This is a genomic window from Streptomyces sp. NPDC048637 (assembly GCF_040650675.1).
GTDB lineage: Bacteria > Actinomycetota > Actinomycetes > Streptomycetales > Streptomycetaceae > Streptomyces.
The window spans coordinates 128,704-151,785 of the sequence record NZ_JBEZHQ010000001.1 but is presented as its reverse complement, the minus strand read 5'-3'; the positions used below and the strand labels follow the sequence as shown (position 1 = coordinate 151,785).

Below are 23,082 nucleotides of genomic sequence, written 5' to 3'. Positions count from 1 at the left end.
CGTAGGCGCTCAGACCGCGTCTCAACTCGCGTCGACTGTCAAAGAGCTAGATGCCCCGGCTGGCCAAGAAGAGCGTCCAGTCCCGCACAACCCGAACGTAGGTTTCCCAGGAATTCGGGGCCGGGCAGCCCTTCGCCGGGAGTTCCTGGGCCCACCGGTTGATCACGGTCGTGACGCGAGGACCAGCCGAGTCCTCGAAGAGGAGGTCGTCATCAAGCAGGATCGGCATCCGGTCCGGGATGACCGGTTGGCTCGATAGCCCCCAGGACTCCCAGGTGGCAGAGGAGAAGAACGTCATCAGCATGGCGGGGAACGTACCTATGCGACTCAAGTGGCTGCAAAGCGCAAACGCACAGGTCGCGAGGGCGCGAGACGGCAATGAGACGCTGCAGTTCTGCTCACAGAACGCTCGCCGAACAGGAAGATGAACGCCGCTCAGCAGCTTCCTCGCACTGGTCGTAGCGGACGATGCGGTACTGCCGCGGGGTTACAGGCCGCTGGTGTCCAGGTCGAGGCCGAACGGCTCCGGGATCCGCAGGGTCGTGCCGTAGGGGTGGGGCCCGTCCGCCCGTGTGTACCCGAGCCGGCCGGGCTCCGAGTACAGCGTCACGGACCGCTCCTGACGGTCGACCAGCAGGTACAGCGGCGCACCGTACTCCGCGTACCGCTTCCGCTTCACGACCCGGTCCGTCTCCGCGTTCGACTCGCTCGTGACCTCGACGACGAGGAGGGTGTCCGCAGGCAGCAGCGCCCCCGCCCCCTTCGCGGCCGCGGCCGGCACCACCGCGATGTCCGGCACGTACCAGTTCGACGAGCCGGGCAGGTCCAGGTTGCCGGAGCCGGTGACGCAGTCCAGCTCCCGGGCCCGCGCGCGGATCTGGTCGCAGATCGTCTCGGCGGCGGCTTCGTGGTCCCAGGTCGGCGAAACCGGTTCGATGACTCCCTCGATGATCTGGGCGCGGTCGCCGCGGATGTGCTGGAGCGCGTATTTGAGGGCGCGTTCGGGGTCGACGCCGTTGCTGTAGTCGGCGGACTCGATGCTCATCGGACCATCACCGTCCTTCGGCTGGCCGCGGGGCGGCAGGGGTGCTCACGACTATGCAACGCCACGACGGGCTGCGGCGGCACGGCAACGCCCCCGACCGGCCGCCGGGAGGCGAGGCGTCACCACGTCAGAACGCGCTGGACACCAGCCACATCACGCACAGGTACGCGCCGCCGCCGACGCCGAGAATGATGCCGAGCCACAGCAGCGCCCCCAACGGCCACGGGCCGGGCACCTCGGGCTTGGGCGGTTCGACGGGGCAGCACTTCGAGCAGTGATCGTCGGGCATGCGCAGCATCATGGCGGGGCGGCGCCCGGTGCGGGAGGGCGCGAACGGGGGCGCACACGACGAAGCCCCCGGCCGGCGGTGGTTCCGGTCGACCACTCGTGGATGGTTGTCTGCCGGGAGCCCGGTCTGCGCGTCGACGAGCAGATCACCCGCATTCTCGACAGGCTCCAGCCCCACACGGACCGCATCAGCGGCCTCACCAGGCATCTGGCAGGCACCGGCGGCGGCGCAGTGCTGCACCTCGTGCGCTGCTTCCACGACACCGGCCAAGCCCAGCGGGGCGCAGCGGATGCCCCCACCTCTTCGGTTGGCACCTGGACCGCAAGGTCCTGGACTTCCTCAGCGCCACCGGGGCCGAGCTCGACATCGACGAGTACGACATGGCCGGAGGCGAGAACGCCAGGTGAGCACATGACCTCGTACTCATCCGGGCACATGAATCGCACTCCGACGGCTTGACAACACCCTTAGGTAGCCAGGAACGCGGCCGCGGTCGCGGCACCGAGGGAGGCCCCGGCCACGGTCTGGGCGACGGTGTGGTACGCCAGCGCGACCCGGGACCAGCACACCGCGGTCGTCAGCACACCGGCCGCCAGCCACCAGGGAGAGTGCACCACCGCCAGCAGGGCGACGACGGCGGAGGCGACCGCGGAGTCCACCGAGATCTTCCAGACCGTGTTGACCGCCAGGAGGACGACCGTCATTGCCCAGAGTGCGAGCATCGCGGCCAGGATGCCCGTCGGTGCCCGCCCGAGGACCATGACGAGCGTGCCGGCGCCGATGGACGCCAGGATGACGAGGAAGATCGGCGCCCGCTTCGTCCGGTCCACGACATGCCGGTCGCCCCACGTCCCGCGCCGGCGCTCCCATTCGATGTAGCCGGCCGGGACGAGCCCGGCGCACAGCGCCCCGAGCAGGCCCCAGAGGATGCCGGTCCAGTTCCCCGCGGCGGCCCATCCGATGCCGAGCATGCCGGCGAGGAGGACGTTGCGGGGCTGGAGTATGTCGGTGACAGCGCGGGCGGCCGTGGTGCGGCTCATACGGGAACCCTCGTGTTCTGGCGAGATCCGGGAAAACGAACGGAAGACAACACACCGCCCTTTCACCGGGGGTGAAACCGGATCACGCGAACGGGCTCACTTTCAGGAGCCGGCTCACCGTAACAAGGCCGAAATGCCGCCTTTCGGCCTGCCCCTCGCCGTTTCCTGCGCTCGGCTTGCGACCATGGGCGGGCTGCCGGGGCTGACGCCCTCCGGGGTGCCTGACCGCCCCGGTCGCGCGACACATCGGTCAACCGGTACCGGTATCCGCGGAACTTCCGCGCGAAGCCCTCCGTCGCCGTAAAGGAGCCCTCTATGAACGCCAGCACGGACCTGCTCGTCGATGCCTTCGGACGTATCCGGGAGAGTGTCGAGGACGCGGTCACCGGGCTCGACCCCGATGAGCTCGGTACCCGCCCCGATGACGACGCCAACTCGATCGGCTGGCTGGTCTGGCATCTCACCCGGATCCAGGACGACCACCTCGCCGGTGTGGCCGGCACCGAGCAGATCTGGATCTCGGACGGCTGGTACGACCGCTTCGGGCTCCCCTTCTCACCGGACGACACCGGATACGGTCACTCCGGCAAGGAGGTGGCGGCGGTGCGGGACCTGACCGCGGAGCTGCTGATGGAGTATCACGGCGCGGTGTACGACAACACCGTGCAGTACCTCGCCGGGATCGACGACAAGGACATGAAGCGCGTCGTCGACCGCGCCTGGACACCCCCCGTCACCTTGGGCGTCCGGCTCATCAGCGTCATCGCCGACGATCTCCAGCACGCCGGGCAGGCGGCCTATGTGCGGGGTCTGCTCGGTCGTTGAGCACCCGAGCGCGCGAGGCGGCCGGCCACCGCGCGGTCACGGTCTGCGGGGCAGGCGGTGCAGCTCCACCACGGTGAGCCGGCCCGCCGTGATCTCCGCCGTCATGTAGGTGCAGTACGGCTGCCGGCGGCGGTCGGTCGGCGAACCCGGGTTGAGCAGCCGCAGCCGGTCGCCGGCCGTGGAGTCCCAGGGGATGTGGCTGTGCCCGAACACCAGCACATCGAGCCCGGGGAACCGTTCGGCGCACCGGCGCTCCCGCCCTTGCGCGGGGCCGGTCTCATGCACCACACCGAGCCGCACTCCCGCCAGTTCCGCGTACGCCACCTCGGGCAGCCGCGCCCGCAGCTCCGGGCCATCGTTGTTGCCGTACACCCCGATCAGCCGCCGGGCGCGGGCCGCCAGCAGGTTCAGGGTGGCGGTGTCGACCCAGTCGCCGGCATGCACGACGACATCGGCGCGCGGCACCTCGTCGAGCAGCTGGGGCGGCAGCGTCTTGGCGCGCTTGGGCAGATGGGTGTCGGACAGGAGCAGGAGTCGCACGGGGAACTCTCCTCGGGCCGTGCTCACGGGCGTGGGGCCGGGCGGTCAGCGTTCCTGGGCGGTGGGCCGCACCGTGATCTCGTTGATCGCCACATGAGGCGGCTGGGTGACCATGAAGACGACGGAACGGGCGATGTCCTCGGCCTGCAGCCAGGATTCCGGCGGCAGCCCGTGCGCCGACGCCGCCTGGCTGCCGTCGCGCGTCATCTCCGTCGTGGTCATCCCCGGTTCGACCAGCCCGACCCGGACCTGCCGCCCGGTCACCTCCTGGCGCAGCGCCTCGCTGAACGAGCACACCGCGTGCTTGGTGGCCGAGTAGACGCTGTTGTCCTTGCGGGGCACCCGGCCGGCGACCGAGCTGACGGTCACCAGGTCGGCCACGCCCCGCGGCCCTTCGTGCGCCGCGCGCAGCAGATACGGCAGCGCGGCATGGGACATCCGCAGCACCGCCTTGAAGTTGAGGTCGACCATCCGGTCCCAGTCCGCGGGGTCGCTGTCGGCCACCGCACCGCGTGCGCCGAAGCCCGCGTTGTTCACCAGGACGTCCAGCCGCCCGAAGTGGTCCACGGTCTGATCGACCGTCCGACGGGCCTCGGGCGCGGCAGCGAGATCGGCGGTCAGGGCGAGGGACGCGCCGCCCTGCGCGCCGATCGCCTCCGCCAGCTCCTCCAGTCGCCCGGTCCGGCGGGCCACCAGCGCGAGGGAGCAGCCCTCCCGGGCGAGCGCCAGGGCGGTGGCCGCACCGATACCGCTGGAGGCGCCGGTCACCAGCGCCACACTGCCCGACAGCGGCCTCCGGTCGGCGCCGGTGCCCGTCATGGCTGCGCCCTGCCGTGCCGTCGCGCCCTGCTCGGTCTCTTCGGTACCCATCGCGTCTCGCTCCTTCTGTCCGCCTTGCTTCTCCGGCCGGCGGCAGCCGCCCTCCCGGTCCGGGAACCCGTAGCCCGCCGAGCCGCCGAGCCGCCGAGTCGCCGGATTCTCCTTGCCCGTTGGTATCCGTACTCACCATCTGCCCCACTGGGGACGCCAGTTGGGCCGGGAAATGCGGTGCGGCAGTTCCACGGACGCGGTGCGCACAGCCGGACACCGGGTATGACTCCAGGGAACCCCTTTTGCTCCCGGGAGCTGCTCATGAAGCACACGCATCCCCTGCCCGGCGACATCGGACTCACCCGCATATCCGGCATCACCGGCCGGTTGATCCGCCTCGGACAATGGATCAACGGAGACGGCTTCGCCGACTACCAACACGCCTTTCTCGTCCTGCCCGACGACCGGTTGCTGGAAGCCGAGCCGGGCGGTTCCCGCATCAAGCCCCTCACCACGTACGACGGCACCCCTGTGCTCTACGTCTCTCCGGAAGGGCTCACGGAGCAGCAGCGCACCGCTCTCTGCGCGGCGGCCACCGCCTATGTCGGGGTGCCCTACAGCTTCCTCGACTACCTGGCGATCGCCGCGCACCGCTTCCACCTGCCCCTTCCGGGGCTGCGCCGCTATGTCGCCAGCACCCGGCACATGATCTGCTCCCAACTCGTCGATCAGGTCTATCAGGACGCGGGGGTCCATCTGTTCGCCGACGGCCGCTGGCCGGGCTATGTGACACCGATGGCCCTGTACAGCCTGCTGGCCCGCTGATCCCCGCACGGGCACCCCCGACGGCACCCGGAATACCTCCCGGTAGCGTGGCGCCTATCATTGGTTCCACCGGTGCGAGAGGACGGGAACATGCGGCGGCAACCCGTACTTGTCTATGACGGCGACTGCGCCTTCTGCACGTCCTCGGTGCAGTTCGCGGAACGGCGGCTGCGTCCGCGCTGTGCGGCCACGCCCTGGCAGTTCACCGATCTCGCGAAGCTCGGCGTCAGCCGGCAGCGTGCCGAGCACGAAGTGCTGTGGGTGACGCCGACCGGTTCCGTGCACGGTGGCGCGCAGGCGGTCGCCAAGCTGCTGCTGAGCGCACACCGCGGGTGGCCGGTCGTGGGCGCACTGCTCACGCTTCCGCCCGTGCGCTGGGCCGCCCACGGGGTGTACCGGCTGATCGCGCACAACCGTCACCGGATGCCGGGCGGCACAGCTGCCTGTGCGCTGCCGCCCTCCCCCGCCGCCCGAAAGCAGCCGTAGCGGTCCGGCTCGACGGTGGCACGCGCCCGGTGGCCTCCCGCCATCGGGCGCTCGCTCCCCCTTACCCCGCCCCTCGCCCGGCCGGGGTGGTCCGTTCTCAGGTGCCGGACTTGCGGCCGTAGACGTAGACGTCATCACCGTTCTTGAGCAGCGACCAGTACTTCTTGGCGTCGTTGCTACGCATATTGACGCAGCCGTGCGAGCCGGGGGCCGACCAGACGCTGCCGCTGATGGAGTGGAACGCCTGCCCGCCGTCGAAGAACTGGCTGTACGGCATGGGCACGTCGTAGAGGGTCGACACATGGTGCAGATGGCGCCAGTAGATCTTCTTGGCACCGGTGCGGGTCTCGTAACCGTCGCGGCCCGTGCGGACCGGGACCGGCCCGAACACCAGCTTCCCGCCGTCCTGGATCCAGCTGAGCTGGCGGGTCAGGTCGACGCAGGCTATCCGCCCCTTGCCGGTGGGGCAGTGACGCGCCTTGTTCGGGTTCTTCCCGGCCGCCTGCTGCTGTGCCACGACGCGCATCACGCCCCAGGTGACGGGCCCGGCGTAGCCGATGTTCGGGGTGATGCCGTGGCTGGTCTGGAAGGCACGGATCGCCCGGCAGTCGGCGGCGGACTGCCGGCCGTCCACCCGCAGTCCGAGGAACTTCTCGGCCTGCTTCTGGTAGGGCCCGCGGGCCGCGGTGCACGAAGACGCGGAGGCGGCCTGGGCCGTGGAGCCCCAGGCCACCGTCAGCGGAACGGTCAGGGCCGTGAGAGCGAGCGCCGCGCCCGCCCGTCGACCGGCGCCGGACCGCGGGATACGCAGGTTCAGTCGTCTTTTCATGCCCCGTAGGACTGTTTGCCCGACCTGCCGGTTGCAGGCGTGACCGACCCGAAATATCTGATACGCGATAACGCGCCCCGGCAGCCGGAACGGCGTCCGGACTGCCGGGGAGGCGGTGCCGCCTACAGCACCGAGACCAGCTCCTCGTGGGCGTAGCTGAACCCGTCGTCGTCGAAGTAGAAGAGGGTGAACTTCACCGTGTCGCCCTTGGCGAAGTGCGAGGCGACAGCCGGGCGCAGGGTCATCTGCACCGTGTGGTTGGTGTAGTCACAGACGAGCTTGTTCTTCTTGATGGTGGCCGCGGCGATCGCCTCGTCGTCGCCGGTCTGGTTGAGCTTGACCGCGTTGGCGACCAGCTGGTGGTTGATTCCGGTGTCGCAGGAGTAGGTGACCTTCATCTGCAGGCCGGGCGCGTGCAGTGCGACCTTGTCGATGGCCAGGAGGTTGGCCTTGGCGACCGCGGCCGGCGCGGAGACCAGTACGCCGACGCCGGCCAGGACCGCGGTGGCCGCGGTGCCGAGGAGACGACGGCGTAAACGGGATGACTTCATGTTGAGGTTTCCTTCCCCCCGCGCTGCCACCCTGGTCAGAGGCGGTGGAGATATATCCGTCTGTACGGGTGACTGCGACAGATGTTCAATTTTGGTGGCGATCATACGTGATCTCCCGTGCGGAACCAGAGGATTATTCGCCACGAGAGGGCGACCGGGCGAGACGGCGAACACACCCCTCGCGATGACCGTCCGCTACCTAACCGCCACTTAATGTGCTCCTGGCGGACGGTCGCGGCGCCCGCGAAAAGACGTCCGCCTTCCCGGGCTCCGCCAGGAGTCACACCCGCCCAGAAGGGATGACGCATGATCAACGATGCGCTGCGCGCGGAGTACGAGCACCGCTTCTCCATGTACGACACCGACGGCGACGGCTATCTGACCGCACAGGACTTCACCGACCGGGCACGGCTGCTGACGGACGCGGTGGGCGAACCGGCGGACTCCCCCAAGGCGCGGGCGCTGGGTGCGGGCATGCGCCACACCTTCGAGCAGCTCGCCGCGCTGGCGCAGGTCGACGCCACGGGCCGGCTGAACCGGGAGCAGTTCGTCGCCGCGTTCGCGCGCGCGGGCGAGTCGGGGGCCCTCGGCAGGGTCGTGGGACCGTCGATCGCCGCGACCGTCGCACTCGCCGACGCCGATGGGGACGGTGTGGTCAGCCGGGACGACTTCGCGGTGGTGCACCGCGCGGCGGGCTACTCGGCCGCGCAGGCGGCGGAAGCCTTCGCGGCGCTGGACCAGGACGGTGACGGGCGGCTGCTGGTCGAGGCCGGGCCGGGCGCCGGCGAGTAGGCGTCCCCGCCCGGCCCTCAGCTGCGGAAGGTCAGCGCGAGGTGCGCCACCAGCCCCGGGCCGCTCACCGGGGCGGCGCGCAGCCCCAGGTAGCCGTCGGGGCGGATGAGGATTCCTTCGCCGCCGTGGGCGCCGTACATCTGCCGGAACGCGTCGAGGCTGTCGTGGACCACGGGCAGTGTCAGGCCGTCCGTCCACAGGTGCGGGGCCGCGATCACCCAGGCGCTCAGCTGCCCCTGCGCTCCGCGCCGCGCCGACGCCACCACCTCGTCGTACGGCGCCAGTTGGTCCTCGTCGTCCGCATAGAGCAGCAGAGTGTGGTCCTGGCCGCGCAGCAGGTCGAACAGGCGGGACGGGAAGCTGGTGAGGTCGTGGCGGAGGCCGCCGCAGTCCGGTGCGCGGTCACCGGCGGCGGGTCCCTGCTGCGGCTGCCCGTCCGTCCCGACGATGGGGCTGCCGCGGTACCCGACGAGCAGCTGGGCCTCGCGCCGGATCACCGTCGAGGGGTCCTCGGGGTCCGACTGGACGCCGCTGCCGGCGTGCCGGACCGTCCGTTGCATCACTTCCTCGCCCACGGGACGGCGTTCCGCGTGGTAGCGAGGCATGAGAGTGCGTCATGCAGAGGCGGAAGCCGCTGGACGGGCCTCCCGGGACCGGGTGGGCCGGGACGAAGTTCCTGACGCGCAGCGGTGGTGCCCCCTCGCACCGACGAACGGGCCGTTACACCGCCAAGGACCCGTGCGCGGTGCATGCGTACCTGCGCAGCGCGTGCACCAAGTGCGCCGGTTGCGCTCGGCGGACACCCCCCGGCCGAGCAGGTGATCGCCGGGCTCCTGAAGGCCATGCGCCTGCGGCCTGAGGGGTGCGCCCCTGCCCGTCTGAACAGCTGCGCCGTCCGCAGGCACGGCCGCGCTCCGACGGCAAGGGGGCAGGCCGGACCGCGGCGGCGCTACCGCGCGCTCTGCCGACAGCAACTCGGGGCATGGTTGTCTCTTCCCCGTCGAATTCATGGCGCCGCGCGGAAATCGCGGTTCGAGCACCATTCGAACGCGATACGCCGCACCGGCGCCAGGTTTCCTGAATGGCTGCCAGGCAACTGCGCGGCGAGCGACGGGAGTAAAGGCATGCAATTTCCTCAGGTAGCGGAATCGACTGCCCGGAGCGAATTCCGGGGCTACGGGGCCCGGGGCATCACGGCCGCAGCCGTCCTGCTGGCGGCCGGTGCACTGAACCTGGCCACCGAGCAGCCCGCCGAGGCCCGTGGAGGCGGAGCCTGGGACCGCCTGGCCGGCTGCGAGAGCGGCGGGAACTGGCGTACCGACACGGGGAACGGGTTCTCCGGAGGGCTGCAGTTCGCCCACTCCACCTGGCACTCGTTCGGTGGCGGCGCCTATGCGTCACGGGCGGCACGGGCGACCCGGGCCCAGCAGATCCAGGTGGCGGAACGGGTGCTGGCCCGTCAGGGCTGGGGAGCGTGGCCGTCCTGCTCGGCCTCGCTGGGGCTCAACTCGGCCACCGCGCACCGGACTCCGCGCAGCACCGCGGCCCGCCCCGCACCACAGCGACAAGCCGCTCCCTCGCCCCGCGGCCGGGTCCGGCATCCGCATCCGCAGTCCCATGAGAAGCGCTACAAAGTGGGGCGCCATAGGAGTACCGGCGGCTCGGTCGTCGTCAACGCCGGGGACACGGTGAGCAGTATCGCGTACGCACACGGCTGTGGCTGGCAGGAATTCTACCGGCTGAACCGACGCGTAATCGGCGCGAATCCGCATCTCATTTTCCCCGGCACACGACTGGCCGTGCCGCACTCCGCCGGCCACTGAGCGGCTTCCGGAATTCCCGGGTACGCCATGGCGCGGCTCTCCGGGAATTCCGCTGAAAGTTTGCGCCTGCACCGGGCGGTGGCCCGCCGGAGGGGACGGGCCACCGCGGGGAGGGGCGGTGACGGCAGGGGTGGGGTGATCGGCCGCCGGGAGTGAGGGGGTGCGGTCGCCTCGGAGCCCCTCTCCCACGACTCTCCTACGACGCGGTGGACTTCCCGCCGGCCTTCTGCGACGCGGTGGACTTCCCGCCGACGCGCGACATACAGAGGTTCACCGTCTCGTAGTGGCCGTTGAGCTGCCGGTAGCCGGTCTCCCCGGGCCCGCATTCGGATTGCGCCTCAGTCTTGAGCACCTTGTACTTCGCTGCGGGCTTTGCGCAGTCGATCAGCTCAAGGGTCGGCTCGTCGTCCGTGCCGCCCGTCTGCTCCAGACAGTCGCCCACCTTGGCGAAGCCGACGCTGCGGGGGTCGACCTTGGGGCGTTTGTGGGCCTCGGCGTTGTACTCGTCCTGATGCGTCGCCACCCAGGTGGCGACCCCGCCGAAGATCGCAAGCACGACGAGGGCACGGACGAAGCCGGGTATGCGCACCTGCCGCGGCGGCCGCCCGCCAGGACCTCCCGGCACGGGACCACCGGGCACCGGACCACCGGGGTGGCCGCTCTGCTGCGGCAGGCCGGGACCGCCGTACGGTGTCTGGCCCGGCTGTCCGTAGGGCGCCTGGGGCTGGCCGTACTGCGGCTGCGGCTGACCGTACGGCGCCTGGCCGGGCTGCCCGTAGGGGCTGTAACCACCCTGTGGCGGGGGGTATCCACCCTGCGGCGGGGAGGGCATGGACACAGGAGAGTCCCTTCGTCGTTGCAGAACCACGCGGGTGCACGGCGCTTCGAGTGACCTCCCCCGGGCTCCGACTCCCTTGGCCTCCGCCTCCCCCGGCCTCCCCCGCGCTACGCGGTCGCGTACACCTTGCTGGCGAACTCCGCGATCTCCGCGTCGCTGAGGTTCTTGGCGAGGTTGGCCTCGGTGATCATTCCCACCAGACGGTGGCCGCCCTTGACGTCGATCACCGGCAGACGCTTGATGTGGTGCTGCTCCATGGTCTGCAGGACCTCGCCGGCGTCCGCGTCCGCGTCGATCCAGTGCAGCGTCCCGCCCATGGAACCGGCCTGCACCGTCGACGGATCGATCCCTTCGGCACAGCACGCGACGACGATGTCACGATCGGTGATAAGGCCCATGAGTCTGTTGTTGTCACCGCAGATGGGCAGACAGCCGACGTCCAGATCCCGCATCATCTTCGCCGCGTCGTGCAACGACTCGTGTGCACCCACACAGTGCGCTCCACCGGACATGATGTCTCGGGCTCGCAACTTGGTGGCCATGATTCCTCCTGCCTCAGGAGTGTGCTTGCTTGCCTCGCCTTCGATCACACCACGGATGGACCGGCGACGCTCACCGGGACGGCCCGGAACGCACCGCCCTGGCGGGGCGGAACCGGCTACTCGGACGACTGCCGGACCCGGCACCGTCTCCGGGCGTAGTGTCGGTCCGTGACGATGCCGAATCCCTTCTTCGAGCCGAGTGATCTCCCGTACGAGCTGCCGCCTTTCGCGCGGATCCGGAACGATCACTTTCTGCCCGCGTTCACCCGCGGTATGGCGGACCAGCTGGCCGAGGTGGCGGCGATCGGTGCCCGCGCCGAGCCGGCGACCTTCGAGAACACCGTGGAGGCGCTGGAGCGCAGCGGTGCGGTGCTGGGCCGGGTGCGCCGGGTGTTCTCCAACAAGGTGGCATCGGACACCGACGAGGAGATCCAGGCGCTTGAGGTCGAGATCACTCCCCGGCTGGCCGCCCATGACGACATGCTGCTGCTCGACTCCGCCCTGTTCGACCGGCTGGACGCGCTCCACGGGCAGCGCGAGCAGCTCGGGCTGGACGGGGAGCAACTGCGGCTGCTGGAACGCCACCACACCCTCCGGGTACGGGCCGGTGCGCGGCTCGCCCCGGAGCAGCAGCGGCGGCTGCGCGAGCTGAACGCCGAAATCGCCGCGCTGTGCACCGAGTTCGGGCAGAACCTGAGGGTGGCCACCGCGGACGCCGCGCTGGTACTGGACCGCGCAGAGGAGCTCGCCGGTCTGCCCGCGGCCCAGATCGCGGCCGCCGCCGAGAACGCCGGGGCGCTCGGGCACCCAGGCAAGTTCGTGCTCGTCCTGAAGAACTTCTCCTGCCAGACCGAACTCGCCGCGCTGGAGGATCCCGCGCTGCGCGAGCGGCTGCTCGCCGCCTCCCTCGGGCGCGGCATCGACGACAACGGCCCGATCGCCGTCACCGTGGCCAGGCTGCGCGCCGAGCGCGCCGCGCTGCTCGGCTACCCCAGCCACGCCGCCTGGGAGGTCGCGGACCGTACCGCGGGCACCACGGAAGCCGTCGAGGAACTGTTCGGCCGGCTGGTCGCGCCCGCCGTCGCCAACGCCGAGCGCGAGGGTGCGGCGCTCGCCGAGGCGGCCGGGGTGGCGGAGATCCGCGCGGCGGACTGGCAGTACTACTCGGAACGGGTGCGCAAGGAGCGGTTCGATCTCGACGCGGCGGCGCTGCGGCCCTACCTGGAGCTGGAGACCGTGCTGCACGACGGTGTCTTCCACGCCGCCGAGCTGGTCTACGGCCTCACCTTCACCCGGCGCCCCGATCTGGTGTCGTACCACCCGGACGCCCATGTCTATGAGGTGCACGACGCCGACGGCAGCCCGCTCGGCCTGTACGTCGGCGACTTCCACGCCCGCGAGTCCAAGCGGGGCGGCGCCTGGATGGACTCGCTGGTCCCGCAGTCGCACCTGCTCGGGCAGCGGCCGGTGGTGGTCAACAACCTGAATGTCGCCAAGCCTCCGGCGGGCGAGCCGGTGCTGCTGACCTGGAGCGAGGTCAACACACTGTTCCACGAGTTCGGGCATGCGCTGCACGGCCTGTTCTCCGATGTCCGCTACCCGCTGCTGGGCGGCACCCAAGTACCCCGCGACTTCGTCGAGTTCCCCTCGCAGGTGAACGAGGTGTGGGCGGACTGGCCCGAGGTGCTGGCACATTACGCCCGGCACCACCTCACGGGTGAGCCGATGCCGGCCGAACTCCCCGCCCGGCTGCGGGAGGCGCAGAATTTCGGCGCGGGCTTCCGGATGGTGGAGCACCAGGCCGCCGCGGTGCTGGACTGGGCCTGGCACACCCTTTCCGCGGACGGCGACGTACCGGGGGAAGACGGGGTGGAGGCGTTCGAGGCGGCCGCGCTGGAGCGCTACGGGCTGGCGATGGCCGCGATCCCGCCACGCTACCGCACCGGCTACTTCGCCCATATCTTCAACTACGGCTATGCGGCGGGGTTCTACGGCTACCGCTGGGCCGAGGTGCTGGACGCCGACACCGCGCGCTGGTTCCAGGAGAACGGGCGGTCGATCCGTGAGAGCGGTGAGATCTTCCGCCGCGAACTCCTCGCCAAGGGCGGCAGCGTCGACCCGCTCGCGGCGTTTCGCGCGGTCGTCGGACGCGACGCGGAGATCGGGCCGCTGCTGGCCCGCCACGGGCTGGCGGGCTGAATCCCCGGGAGTCCGGTCCCCAGCAGGCCGCGGGCCGCCCGGCCGGACCTGGACGGCGGCCGCTCCGCCCTCGCTGAACGGCCGCCGGGCCACCGCGCCGCTCAGCCGGCGACGAAGCGCTGGTGCCGCTCCCCCTGGAGGCGGCCGGGCGGGAGCTTGCGGCCGTAGGCGACCAGCAGCAGGTCCTGGGCGGCACCGGACAGCGGCGTACCGCTGCCGAAGGACCAGTCGAGGTCGTCGGCGCGGAGCTGGACGCCGCGCAGATCGGCGCCGAAGAACCTGGCCGTCCCGGGGGTGATCTTCTCCAGGAGGAGGCGCACCCGGTCCTCGGGGACGCGCCGGTCGAGGCCGAGGGCGACCGTGATGTCCAGGCCGTGCACCACGTCGTGCCCCAGCGCCGCCGTGATGCCGCCGACCGGCGGCTTCCAGGGATGGTGCGCATGCTCCCGGAGGAAGCCGGCGAGTTCACTCGTCGATGCGGTGGCCGCGTCCCTGCGGGCACATCGGTCGGTCATCCGGTGAAGACTGCCTCCGGCGCGGAGGAGTTCGGCAGCCATCTTGGGGAGCGAGTAGCGGAACCCCATCGACATATGTGCCACGACATCCCGTACCCGCCACCCCGCGCACAGCGTCGGTGCGTCCCAGTGCTCGGCCGGCAGACCGTCCAGCACGGCTGCCAGCTCCCGGCGTTCGGCCGCGATCGCCGCCTTGATGACCATCGGAGTTCTCCTCTCGAACTGCCTCTGGTTCCAAGGATCTTGCTCCTGTCGCCATAAGTCCAAGAGCTTGTGGTTCTGCTCCCTAGAATCACGAGTTATGGAACTCCGACAACTGCAGTACTTCGTCGCGGTGGTGGAAGAGGCCGGCTTCACCCGGGCCGCCGCCCGGCTGCATGTGACGCAGCCGGGGGTGAGCGCCCAGATCCGGCAACTGGAACGGGAGTTGGGGCAGCCGCTGCTCGACCGCTCCGGCCGTTCGGTGACCGTCACGGAGGTGGGCGGGGCAGTCCTCACCTATGCGCGGGCCGCGCTCGCCGCCGCAGAGGGGATACGGCAGACCGTGGACCAGTTCAGCGGGCTGCTCCGCGGCCGGGTCAGAATCGGCCTGCTCTCGGGCGCCGGCAGCCGGCGGTTCGACCTGGCCTCCCTCCTCGCCGACTTCCACGACGCCCACCCGCAGGTCGAGATCTCCCTCACGGAGGACACCTCGGAGCGGATGCGCACCGCTCTGCAGCGTGGTGCGCTCGATATCGCCGTGATCGGTCTCGTGGACGAGGAACCGCCGCCGGGTACGTCCTGTCAGGTCGTGGTGGACGAGCCCCTCGTCGCCGCCGTCGCCCCGGACGACGCCCTCCTGACACCGGACGCGGACCGGACGGGGATCCCGCTGGCCGCGCTCCGCGACCGCCCCTTGATCAGCCTGCCGCCCGGTACCGGCCTGCGCGGGGTGCTCGAACGTGCCTGCGCGGAGGCGGGGTTCCGGCCCCGGATCGCCTTCGAGGCGGCCGCCCCGCACGTGCTGGCGCGGCTCGCGGCGCGCGGCCTCGGGGTGGCCGTCGTCCCGGCACTGCCGGCGGACGAGGCGGCCGCCGCCGGGCTGCGGACGCTGGAGATCACCGCGCCGCGGCCACGCGGCCGGGTCGCCCTGGCCTGGCGGACCGAAGGGCCCGCCGGCCCCGCCGCCAGGGCCCTCCTGGGGCAGTTGCGCGACGCTCTCCCCGTGGTGGGAACCGGAGGCGGCGCAGCGGTCACCGGGCCTGCCGGGGGTGCCCGGCAGGCGGCGGGTGCCGCGCCGGATCACCAGGCGGCGGGCGCGTAGTCCTTCAGAAAGCAGCCGAACAGATCCTCGCCGAGCTCACCGCGGACGATCGGGTCGTACACCCGGGCCGCTCCGTCGACCAGGTCGAGCGGGGCGTGGAAGCCCTCGTCGGCCAGGCGCATCTTGTCGGGGTGCGGACGCTCGTCGGTGATCCAGCCGGTGTCCACGGCGGTCATGAGGATGCCGTCGCTCTCCAGCATCTCCCGCGCGCTGGTGCGGGTGAGCATGTTCAGGGCCGCCTTGGCCATATTGGTGTGCGGGTGGCCGGCGCCCTTGTAGCCGCGGCTGAACTGGCCTTCCATCGCCGAGACGTTCACCACGTACTTGCGGCGCGCCGGGGCCGCCGCCATGGCCGGGCGGAGCTTGCTCACCAGCAGGAAGGGCGCGGTCATATTGCACAGCTGGACTTCCAGCAGCTCGACCGGCTCGACCTCGTCCACCTTCTGGATCCAGCTGTTGGTGTCGTGCAGATCCGGTACGAGCCCACCGGCGTCGATCGCGGTACCCGCCTCGATCCGGGCGGGCGTGGCGGAGCCGGTGGTCAGGGCGAGGGCGGTGAGGTCGGCCGCGGTCAGCGCGCCGGGGGTGCCCGCGGCGGCGGGGAGGGCCGCGGGGGCACCACTGCCGAAGTGCCCGAGGACGAGGGAGGCGGGCAGCTCCCCGGCGGGCAGCGGAGCGGACTCGGCGGCGATCAGCTGTCCGTACGCCTCGGGCGACCGGCGGACGGTCTGGGCAGCGTTGTTGATCAGGATGTCGAGCGGGCCTTCGGCGCTCACCTCGTCGGCGAGCGCGATGACCTGGGCCGGGTCCCGCAGATCGATCCCGACGATCTTCAGCCGGTGCAGCCAGTCCGCGCTGTCCGGCATCGCCTTGAAGCGGCGGATGGCATCGCTCGGGAAGCGGGTGGTGATGGTGGTGTGGGCGCCGTCGCGCAGCAGGCGGAGCGCGATGTACATGCCGATCTTGGCCCGGCCGCCGGTGAGCAGGGCACGCCGTCCGGTGAGGTCCGCGCGGGCGTCGCGGCGGGCCCGGTTCTCCTTGGCGCAGGGCGGGCAGAGCTGGTGGTAGAAGGCGTCGACCTCGACGTAGCGGGACTTGCAGGTGTAGCAGGACCGGGGCCGTTGCAGGATTCCGGCGATCTCCGTGGTCACGGAGCTGCTGAGGGCCAGTCCCTGTGTCTCGTCGTCGATCCGGTCGGGCGCACCGGTGGCCGTGGCCGCGGTCACCGCCCTGTCGTTGGCGGTCTTGGCCGCCCGGCGTTCCTGGCGGCGGCGCTGCTTCACCGAGCGGTAGATACCGGCGGTGGCGCGCCGTATGGCGATCGCGTCCGGGTGGTCGACGGGCAGCGCGTCGAGCTCCTCCAGCACGCTCAGGCAGACCGCCATCCGCTCCGAGTCGATACCCGTGCCATCGGCCCGGCCTGTTTCGGTCACCGTCATTGCCGCTGCCGCTTCCCTGGGATCGTGTGTTCTATTCAAGCTTCGGCGGAACTTTACGTAGGCGGGGGCTGCTGCGCCAAACCCGGTGGGGGTGCCCGGGCCGGTGAGCAGGGTGCCGGAGCGGCGGCTGCGGCCGTCGGGATCCGCGGAGACGGGCCGTACGGGAGCCCGGCCGGAGTCCGGGACCGGCGGTACCGACGAGCGCGCCGAGAGGGCACCCGGCGCCCCACCGGTCATGGCCGAGGGCCCGGCGCTCCGCGCGCGCCGGGCCCTGGTCATGCCGCATCCCGCAGTCCGTCACCGCACCGGGTCGTGCCCCAGCTCGATGTCGAACTCACCGTGTCCGGCGGCCTCCAGACGCAGCGGGGTGGCCACCGGCGGGTAGCCGCTGGCGATCAGGGTGTACTCGCCGCTGTCGAGGTCGGTGAAGACATACTCACCGTCCTGACCGCTGGTGGCGGTGCCCACCACATTGCCCGCCGGGTCCAGCAGGGTCACCCGGGCGTCGTCCACCGGGCTGCCGTGCACCGTGCGTACGGTGCCGCGGACCTGGGCTCCGGGCGTCAGCCGGACCTCGTACCAGTTGCGGCTGCCGGAGCTGACCTCCACCTGGAGGGCGGACGGGCGGTGGCGCTCGGCGCTGACGGCCAGGGTGTAGCTGCCGGGAGCCAGTTCACCGAACGCGAAGCTCCCGTCCTGGCCGGCCACACCGGACGCCACGACCTCGCCGGTGACATCCGTGGCCACGACGAGCGCGCCGGGCACCGGGGCGTCGCCCTTCTCCTCGCGGACCTCGCCCGAGAGGCCGGCCGCGCCGCCGAGGGTCAGGTCGAACGACACCGGCTCGCCGCCCACCACGACGGTCACGGCCTGCGGCTGCCGGGCCCCCGCGGAGCCGATCAGCACATAGGTGCCGGCGCCGGTCGTGGCCAGGGCGTAGCCGCCATCGGCCGCCGTCAAGGTACGGCCGAGCTGCCGGCCGTCGACGCTGATCAGGGTGACCGCGGCCGGCACCACCGGCCGCCCGTCACCGTCCCGTACGGTTCCCCGGATCTCCGGACCACTCGTGCCGATGCCACGGTCCGCGGAGGCCACGGATGCGCCGGCCGGCGCGGGCACGGGCTCGGCGGCGCCCGGGGCACCGGCGGGGTCGGACGGCGCCAACGCGACCGCCGCACCGTCGATCCCGCTCGCCGCACCGCCGGTCCCGTTCGCCACCCCGTCGACGGCATCGGCCACACCCTCGGCGGACTTCGCCGCGGCATCGGCCTCGGCCGCGGCATCGGCCTCGGCGTCGGCCTGCGCACGGGCCTGCAAGCCGGAGATCTGCCGCAGCGGGACCTCCTTGATGAACCACATCAGCACGAAGGCCAGTGCGACAACGATCGCCCCCATGAGGAAGACCGTGTGCATCGAGTCCGCGAAGCCGCGCTTGAACGGCTCGGCCAGCCGCGGGTCGAGGTGCTGGATGAACGACGAATCGCTGAGCACGCCCGAGGAGTCCGCGTTGCCGGGGTGCTTGAGCATGTCCAGCACGGGCTTGTTGGCGGGGTCGCGCAGCACGGCGGGGTCATGCAGGGCGGCCTGGAACCGCTCGGTGGACACCGCGTCCTTGAACGCCGCGGAGATCTTGTCACCGACCGTGCTGAACAGCACCGACAGGAAGATCGCGGTACCGGCGGTGGCGCCCATCTGACGGAAGAACGTGGACGAGGCGGTCGCCACACCCATGTCCCGCGGCGGCACCGCGTTCTGCACCGCCAGCACCAGCGTCTGCATACAGCCGCCCAGGCCGAGGCCGAAGACCAGCATGTAGACCATGGTCTCCCACAGCGGGGTGTCCCACTGGACCCGGAAGTGGAAGAGCAGCATCGCCGCGATCATCAGCGCGGTGCCGATGATCGGGAAGATCTTGTAGCGGCCGGTCTTGGCAGTGATCTGGCCCGACGCGATGGAGGCGATGAACATGCCCGCCATCAGCGGCAGCATCTCCAGACCCGAGGTGGTGGGGCTGGCGCCCTTCACGATCTGGAGGTACTGCGGGATCATCAGCATCCCGCCGAACATGCCCATACCGATCAGCACGGACAGCAGACTGGTCTTGCTGAAGGTGCCGTTGCGGAACAGCCGCATCGGGATCAGTGCGTCGTCGCCGATCCACCGCTCGACGAAGATCCAGGCGATGATGCCGATGACACCGATCACATAGCAGGCGATCGACCGCGACGAGTCCCAGCCCCACTCCCGTCCCTGCTCCGCGACGAGCAGCAGCGGAACGACGCCGAGGGAGATGGTGAACGCTCCCCACCAGTCGATGCGGTGATCGCGCCGGGTGTGCGGGATGTTGAGGACCTTGGCGACCACGAACAGCGCGATGATCCCGATCGGTACGTTGACCAGGAAGACCCAGCGCCAGCCGGTGATGCCCAGCAGCTGGTCCTGTCCGGCCAGGGCACCGCCGATCAGCGGTCCGGCCACACTGGACGTGGCGAAGGTGCCCAGCATGTAGCCCTGATAGCGGGCGCGTTCCCGGGGCGGGACGATGTCACCGATGATCGCCAGCGCCAGCGACATCAGACCGCCGGCGCCCAGGCCCTGCACCGCCCGGAACGCGGCGAGTTCGGTCATCGAGGTGGAGAAGGTGCACAGCACCGAACCCACGACGAAGATGGTGATCGCGGCCAGGTAGTACGGCTTGCGGCCGTACAGGTCGGACAGCTTGCCGTAGAGCGGCGTGGAGATCGTCGAGGTGATCAGATAGGCGGTGGTCGCCCAGGCCTGCTGGCTGAGGCCGTGCAGATCGTCGGCAATGGTCCGGATGGAGGTACTGACGATGGTCTGGTCGAGCGCGGCGAGGAACATCCCCAGCATCAAACCGCTGAGGATGGTGAGGATCTGACGGTGGCTCAGGACTCCTGGTCCGGGTATCGCCTCGGTTTCCGCCCCGGGCGGGGAGGTGGCGGTGCTCATGTACGTAGCTCTCCCTGCTCCACGGCGGCACCCTGGTCTCCCCCGGGACCCAGCCGTGTGTGTTGTCGTTCTGCCATGTCCTCGTTGAGACGGCCCAGCAACCGGATCAGGTCGGCCCGGTCCTGGGGCGACCACGGTTCGAGAAGCGCGGCCAGTTCCGCGTCGCGCTGCCTGCGGTACTGCGCAAACGCGGCACGCCCCGCCTCGGTCGCGGCCAGCAACGACCCGCGGCGGTCCTCCGGATCGGGGCGCCGGGTCACCAGGCCCCGCTCCACCAGCGAGCGCACCTGACGGCTGACCGTCGACAGATCGAGGAACGCATCGGCGGCCAGATCGGTCGCCCGCTGGTCCCCGCCGATCACCAGCCGGGCCAGCAGCACCCGGTCGGCAGCGCCGCCGTCGCTCTTGGCGCGCTGCTTCCAGGCCGCGATCAGCCGCGAGAATCGGACGATCTCCGTTCCCAGCCCGGCGGCCGCCTCGTCCAGCCCTGACGAGGCGGTGACCTGCGGGACAGCCCCGTCACAGGCAGGGACCGTGCCCTTGCTCATCGTCGTGATCCTTCGCGGTGATGTGGTCGTCCGTTGCTTACCTTGCTTGTATCCAGCAAGCATAGCGGCCGGAATCAGCTGCTGCGCACCACCAACACCGGCGCACGGGAGAGGGTATGGGGCGCGGGGGCGACGGACCTGTCCCCCGTATATGCTCCGCCGCGCCCCGCGCGAGCGGCGCATGTCCACCCAGCGGCGGGAGACCGGACAAGCTCCCGCCCCATCCGACCGGCCGGGAGACCGTTGTGCACCTTCCCTCTGAACTACTCGCGCTGCTGAGGCGGCCGAGCACCTGCTATCTGGCCACCTCGATGCCCGACGGTTCCCCTCAGTTGACCCAGACCTGGGTCGACACCGACGGCACCTATGTGCTGATCAACAGTGTCCGGGGCCATGTGAAGACCCGGAACATTGAGCGCGACCCCCGCGTGGCCGTCGCCGTCTCCGACCCGGACAACCCCTCACGCTTCTTCCAGGTGCGGGGCCGGGTGGTCGAGACCACGACCGAGGGCGCGGTCGACCACGTCGAGCAGCTCGCCCAGAAGTACCTCGGTGAGCCCTACCCCTGGTACGGGGGCCGCGACGAGGAACGCGTGCTCTTCGTCATCGCGCCGGAGAAGATCAGCAGCATGGGGTAGGGCACGCCGCCCGGAGCAGCCGGGGCCGCGGTGTCGCAGTCGTGCTTCGGTTCCACGGGCCCGGCGGCGGGCGCCCGCTCAGCCCGCCGTGCCGGTCTCGTCTCCGCTCAGCTGCCGCACCGCCTCATCCGGGTCGGCGAGCAGCCAGGACCGCCGGCCGACAGCCGGATGGTCCTCGCGGAACGCCGCCACCACGGCGGCCGCATCCTGCAGGGCACACCGGTCGCGGCCGGACAGCTCCCCTGTGATGAGGACCGTGTTGGCGAACGGCATGTTCCGCTCCAGCAGCAGGTTCTGCACCGCGTCCATGCCCCGCTCGGCAAGGACGCCCGCGCATTCCGCGGTGAGCGACGCGAACCAGGCCACCCGTTGCTGGTGGGCGGCGGTGGCGCCACTGCCGTCGTCCATGGCGAAGGTGGGCTCCAGAGCCGCCACGAGGCGGTGGGCGTACGCGTGCTCGACGTACGGGTCCGGGGTCGTGAACCCGGTACGGTCCGGGTACTCCTTGCGGAGCTCGAACCAGTCACGTTCGATCCTGTGGAGGCTCTCCCACAGCACCGGATACCGGTCGAAGATGCCGTCGTCCACGCCCCGGAACACCTCGCGGAACAGGGCGTACGGCAGCTCGGTGCACTCGGCGAGCAGCACGGCATCGTAGAGGTCCTTGCCCTCGGGATGCCGGTCGCTCACCAGCCAGAGCACCTTCCAGGCGAGCGACAGCGCACGGGTCGCCGCACGGACCGTGACCGGTGCCGTGCTCTGCGGTCCGCGGATCTCGGTCGGCTCCGCGGGCACGGGCAGCCGCTCGTTGAAGACGAAGTCGAGCTGCACGCTTCCCGCCGGTACACCGTCGGCTTCGGCCGTCCACGGGATGACGAGCCGCCGGCCCGGCACCCGGTCGTACGACCAGATCTCGTCGCCGACCGAAGCATGCGCGTCCAGGCGTACCGGACCGCCGTGGTGGGACAGCGCCTCGGCCGCGGCGGCGATGCCGTCGAGCATCCGGTCCGTACGGTCGTCCGCCAGCTGCCAGGTCTCCGGCACCACGACGAAGTCGAGGTCCCCCGGCTCCCGTGCCGCGTCCCCGAACCACGACTTGAGCAGCATGCTGCCGCGGAGCACGAGATGGCCGGCCCACGGGGACTGCGCAATCGCGGTGAGTACGTGATGCAGCGCATGCCGCCGCGCCTCGTACCAGCGCTCCCCCACGGCCGGGTCAGCGAAGCTCGGCTCGCCCAGGCGCATCCCGAAGACATGATGGGTTGCCGCGGGGTCGAACACCGGGCGTTGCACCACACCGTCATCCGGTACGGGAAGCAGGGTGGCCGGCAGATCCATCTCCGCCCGCGTCACCTCGTCGGGCCGGGCCCGGGGCACGACCGCCGTGTCCTCCCACGGTCCGTACTGGAACGCCCGCCACTTCGCCGCCGTACCCGTCTCGTCGGTCCCCGTCATGAGCCGGTCCTCTCCCCCGTCACCGCACACTCCTCGTCCAGCCAGCCCGCGTCCAGCGCCAGATTCCCGTCGTGGACCACGAACTCCCGCTCGACGGAGGCTATCCGGTGACCCGCGGACCGCAGCTGCCCCGACAGGGCGTCCAGCCGCTGCCCCGCGGTCGCCAGGCCCACCATCCGGCACCGCTGGGTCACAAAGCGCTCCACCCGGCCGTCGGACCGCGCCCGCCGTGCGTTGCGCGAGAGGTGCGCGCCGTGCCGGACGGCGAGGGCGAGCAGGGAGCCGGCGGGAGCGGAGCGCGCCAGTACCAGCTTGAGGTGGTGCTCGAAGTAGTAGTCGGGACCGAGCTCCGCGGCCTCTTCGTCCGTGCCGGGTACGCCCGCGCTCCACGGCGTGGCCTCGATCTTCGTCCGCACCACGTCGAACCCCGCGGCCCGCAACCCGTCCGCCTTCCCGGCGGCCTGGGACCGGACCTCCTCGTACGTCCCGGCCCCGCGCAGCGTCAGCATCGGCTGCGAGGTCACCTCCCCCTGTTCCAGCAGGATGTGGACGCACTTCATGTGGTGTGCCGCCGCGTAGACGGCCAGGTGCCCGGCCACCTCGCGGTCCCCGTCGTCCCGGACGGTGAGATGCACCTCGAACTCCCCCGCGAAAGCAGGCCTCCGGGCCGCCTCCGCCCTGCATCCGGGCACTGCTGCCCCGTCACGCGTTCTCATCCCGAGATGATCACACAGCATCCGGCGGCCGTGCCCTGGCGTCGTCCGCCGGGCCGCTTCAGGT

The 23,082-nt window shown here is 71.0% G+C and carries 25 protein-coding genes; 9 read left to right on the top strand and 16 right to left on the bottom strand.

The annotated features are described in order from the left end of the window. Positions 1 to 46 precede the first annotated feature (46 nt). A complete protein-coding gene (locus tag AB0C46_RS00810) occupies positions 47 to 304 on the bottom strand; it encodes a hypothetical protein (protein ID WP_362824636.1) in 258 nt (85 codons plus the stop codon). Between the two features lie 183 nt (positions 305 to 487). Beyond that, entirely contained in the window at positions 488 to 1,045 is a 558-nt protein-coding gene (locus AB0C46_RS00805) for a Uma2 family endonuclease (RefSeq protein WP_362824634.1), read from the bottom strand. Between AB0C46_RS00805 and AB0C46_RS00800 the strand changes: the two genes are divergently transcribed. After that, positions 1,038 to 1,793: a DUF4279 domain-containing protein gene (locus AB0C46_RS00800; protein ID WP_362824633.1), complete on the top strand. Its 756-nt coding sequence runs from the start codon at positions 1,038 to 1,040 to the stop codon at positions 1,791 to 1,793. The genes AB0C46_RS00805 and AB0C46_RS00800 overlap by 8 nt on opposite strands. 8 nt (positions 1,794 to 1,801) lie before the next feature. Here AB0C46_RS00800 and AB0C46_RS00795 read toward each other — a convergent pair whose 3' ends face one another. Continuing rightward, positions 1,802 to 2,374 carry a hypothetical protein gene (locus AB0C46_RS00795; protein ID WP_362824631.1) on the bottom strand — a complete coding sequence of 191 codons (573 nt, stop codon included), beginning with the start codon at positions 2,372 to 2,374 and terminating at the stop codon, positions 1,802 to 1,804. Between the two features lie 315 nt (positions 2,375 to 2,689). On the opposite strand from AB0C46_RS00795, the gene AB0C46_RS00790 reads away from it, so the two are divergent. After that, positions 2,690 to 3,199 carry a DUF664 domain-containing protein gene (locus AB0C46_RS00790; RefSeq protein ID WP_362824630.1) on the top strand — a complete coding sequence of 170 codons (510 nt, stop codon included), beginning with the start codon at positions 2,690 to 2,692 and terminating at the stop codon, positions 3,197 to 3,199. A 36-nt stretch (positions 3,200 to 3,235) separates the two neighbouring features. Here AB0C46_RS00790 and AB0C46_RS00785 read toward each other — a convergent pair whose 3' ends face one another. Together AB0C46_RS00785 and AB0C46_RS00780 are read right to left on the bottom strand one after the other, a co-directional pair. Then, entirely contained in the window at positions 3,236 to 3,739 is a 504-nt protein-coding gene (locus AB0C46_RS00785) for a metallophosphoesterase (RefSeq protein ID WP_362824629.1), read from the bottom strand. A gap of 45 nt (positions 3,740 to 3,784) precedes the next feature. Continuing rightward, positions 3,785 to 4,609, bottom strand: coding sequence for an SDR family NAD(P)-dependent oxidoreductase (locus tag AB0C46_RS00780; protein ID WP_362824627.1), 825 nt, complete (start codon positions 4,607 to 4,609; stop codon positions 3,785 to 3,787). Positions 4,610 to 4,870: 261 nt separating this feature from the next. Here AB0C46_RS00780 and AB0C46_RS00775 point away from each other — a divergent pair, with 261 nt between their 5' ends. Next, positions 4,871 to 5,374 carry a hypothetical protein gene (locus AB0C46_RS00775; RefSeq protein WP_362824625.1) on the top strand — a complete coding sequence of 168 codons (504 nt, stop codon included), beginning with the start codon at positions 4,871 to 4,873 and terminating at the stop codon, positions 5,372 to 5,374. A gap of 90 nt (positions 5,375 to 5,464) precedes the next feature. Continuing rightward, positions 5,465 to 5,860, top strand: a complete 396-nt coding sequence (locus tag AB0C46_RS00770; RefSeq protein WP_362824623.1) for a DUF393 domain-containing protein — start codon at positions 5,465 to 5,467, stop codon at positions 5,858 to 5,860. A gap of 97 nt (positions 5,861 to 5,957) precedes the next feature. Here the strand turns inward: AB0C46_RS00770 and AB0C46_RS00765 are convergent, their stop codons facing one another. Next, positions 5,958 to 6,689, bottom strand: a complete 732-nt coding sequence (locus tag AB0C46_RS00765; protein WP_362824621.1) for a L,D-transpeptidase family protein — start codon at positions 6,687 to 6,689, stop codon at positions 5,958 to 5,960. A gap of 122 nt (positions 6,690 to 6,811) precedes the next feature. Further along, the gene (locus tag AB0C46_RS00760) at positions 6,812 to 7,240 is read right to left on the bottom strand and encodes a hypothetical protein (RefSeq protein ID WP_362824619.1); all 429 of its coding nucleotides are present in this window, start codon (positions 7,238 to 7,240) and stop codon (positions 6,812 to 6,814) included. Positions 7,241 to 7,546: 306 nt separating this feature from the next. Between AB0C46_RS00760 and AB0C46_RS00755 the strand changes: the two genes are divergently transcribed. Then, complete coding sequence (locus AB0C46_RS00755; protein WP_362824617.1) at positions 7,547 to 8,032, top strand: EF-hand domain-containing protein; 486 nt, start codon at positions 7,547 to 7,549, stop codon at positions 8,030 to 8,032. 17 nt (positions 8,033 to 8,049) lie between these two features. Here the strand turns inward: AB0C46_RS00755 and AB0C46_RS00750 are convergent, their stop codons facing one another. Continuing rightward, complete coding sequence (locus AB0C46_RS00750) at positions 8,050 to 8,592, bottom strand: hypothetical protein (RefSeq protein WP_362824616.1); 543 nt, start codon at positions 8,590 to 8,592, stop codon at positions 8,050 to 8,052. A 564-nt stretch (positions 8,593 to 9,156) separates the two neighbouring features. On the opposite strand from AB0C46_RS00750, the gene AB0C46_RS00745 reads away from it, so the two are divergent. Next, positions 9,157 to 9,855, top strand: coding sequence for a transglycosylase family protein (locus AB0C46_RS00745; protein WP_362824615.1), 699 nt, complete (start codon positions 9,157 to 9,159; stop codon positions 9,853 to 9,855). A 196-nt stretch (positions 9,856 to 10,051) separates the two neighbouring features. On the opposite strand, the gene AB0C46_RS00740 is transcribed toward AB0C46_RS00745, so the two are convergent. Both AB0C46_RS00740 and AB0C46_RS00735 read right to left on the bottom strand, forming a co-directional pair. After that, positions 10,052 to 10,687 (bottom strand): hypothetical protein, encoded by a 636-nt coding sequence (locus AB0C46_RS00740; protein ID WP_362824613.1) that lies wholly within the window; start codon positions 10,685 to 10,687, stop codon positions 10,052 to 10,054. Between the two features lie 113 nt (positions 10,688 to 10,800). After that, on the bottom strand, positions 10,801 to 11,235 hold the full coding sequence (locus AB0C46_RS00735) for a CBS domain-containing protein (RefSeq protein WP_362824612.1): 435 nt from the start codon (positions 11,233 to 11,235) through the stop codon (positions 10,801 to 10,803). A gap of 174 nt (positions 11,236 to 11,409) precedes the next feature. Between AB0C46_RS00735 and AB0C46_RS00730 the strand changes: the two genes are divergently transcribed. Further along, a complete protein-coding gene (locus AB0C46_RS00730) occupies positions 11,410 to 13,434 on the top strand; it encodes a M3 family metallopeptidase (RefSeq protein WP_362825142.1) in 2,025 nt (674 codons plus the stop codon). A gap of 101 nt (positions 13,435 to 13,535) precedes the next feature. Here the strand turns inward: AB0C46_RS00730 and AB0C46_RS00725 are convergent, their stop codons facing one another. Beyond that, positions 13,536 to 14,153 (bottom strand): maleylpyruvate isomerase family mycothiol-dependent enzyme, encoded by a 618-nt coding sequence (locus AB0C46_RS00725; protein ID WP_362824611.1) that lies wholly within the window; start codon positions 14,151 to 14,153, stop codon positions 13,536 to 13,538. Between the two features lie 97 nt (positions 14,154 to 14,250). Here AB0C46_RS00725 and AB0C46_RS00720 point away from each other — a divergent pair, with 97 nt between their 5' ends. Further along, positions 14,251 to 15,252 (top strand): LysR substrate-binding domain-containing protein, encoded by a 1,002-nt coding sequence (locus AB0C46_RS00720; protein WP_362824610.1) that lies wholly within the window; start codon positions 14,251 to 14,253, stop codon positions 15,250 to 15,252. Here the strand turns inward: AB0C46_RS00720 and AB0C46_RS00715 are convergent. The 3 genes from AB0C46_RS00715 to AB0C46_RS00705 form a co-directional block, all read right to left on the bottom strand. Next, a complete protein-coding gene (locus AB0C46_RS00715) occupies positions 15,231 to 16,691 on the bottom strand; it encodes an SDR family NAD(P)-dependent oxidoreductase (RefSeq protein WP_362824608.1) in 1,461 nt (486 codons plus the stop codon). The genes AB0C46_RS00720 and AB0C46_RS00715 overlap by 22 nt on opposite strands. Before the next feature lie 297 nt (positions 16,692 to 16,988). Beyond that, on the bottom strand, positions 16,989 to 19,661 hold the full coding sequence (locus tag AB0C46_RS00710; RefSeq protein WP_362824607.1) for an MFS transporter: 2,673 nt from the start codon (positions 19,659 to 19,661) through the stop codon (positions 16,989 to 16,991). After that, positions 19,658 to 20,209 carry a MarR family winged helix-turn-helix transcriptional regulator gene (locus AB0C46_RS00705; protein ID WP_362824605.1) on the bottom strand — a complete coding sequence of 184 codons (552 nt, stop codon included), beginning with the start codon at positions 20,207 to 20,209 and terminating at the stop codon, positions 19,658 to 19,660. The genes AB0C46_RS00710 and AB0C46_RS00705 overlap by 4 nt, the downstream gene beginning before the upstream one ends. Before the next feature lie 245 nt (positions 20,210 to 20,454). On the opposite strand from AB0C46_RS00705, the gene AB0C46_RS00700 reads away from it, so the two are divergent. Beyond that, the gene (locus AB0C46_RS00700; RefSeq protein ID WP_362824604.1) at positions 20,455 to 20,847 is read left to right on the top strand and encodes a PPOX class F420-dependent oxidoreductase; all 393 of its coding nucleotides are present in this window, start codon (positions 20,455 to 20,457) and stop codon (positions 20,845 to 20,847) included. 78 nt (positions 20,848 to 20,925) lie between these two features. On the opposite strand, the gene AB0C46_RS00695 is transcribed toward AB0C46_RS00700, so the two are convergent. Beyond that, positions 20,926 to 22,302: a nucleotidyl transferase AbiEii/AbiGii toxin family protein gene (locus AB0C46_RS00695; protein ID WP_362824603.1), complete on the bottom strand. Its 1,377-nt coding sequence runs from the start codon at positions 22,300 to 22,302 to the stop codon at positions 20,926 to 20,928. Next, entirely contained in the window at positions 22,299 to 22,937 is a 639-nt protein-coding gene (locus AB0C46_RS00690) for a hypothetical protein (RefSeq protein ID WP_362824601.1), read from the bottom strand. The genes AB0C46_RS00695 and AB0C46_RS00690 overlap by 4 nt, the downstream gene beginning before the upstream one ends. Positions 22,938 to 23,082 lie beyond the last annotated feature (145 nt).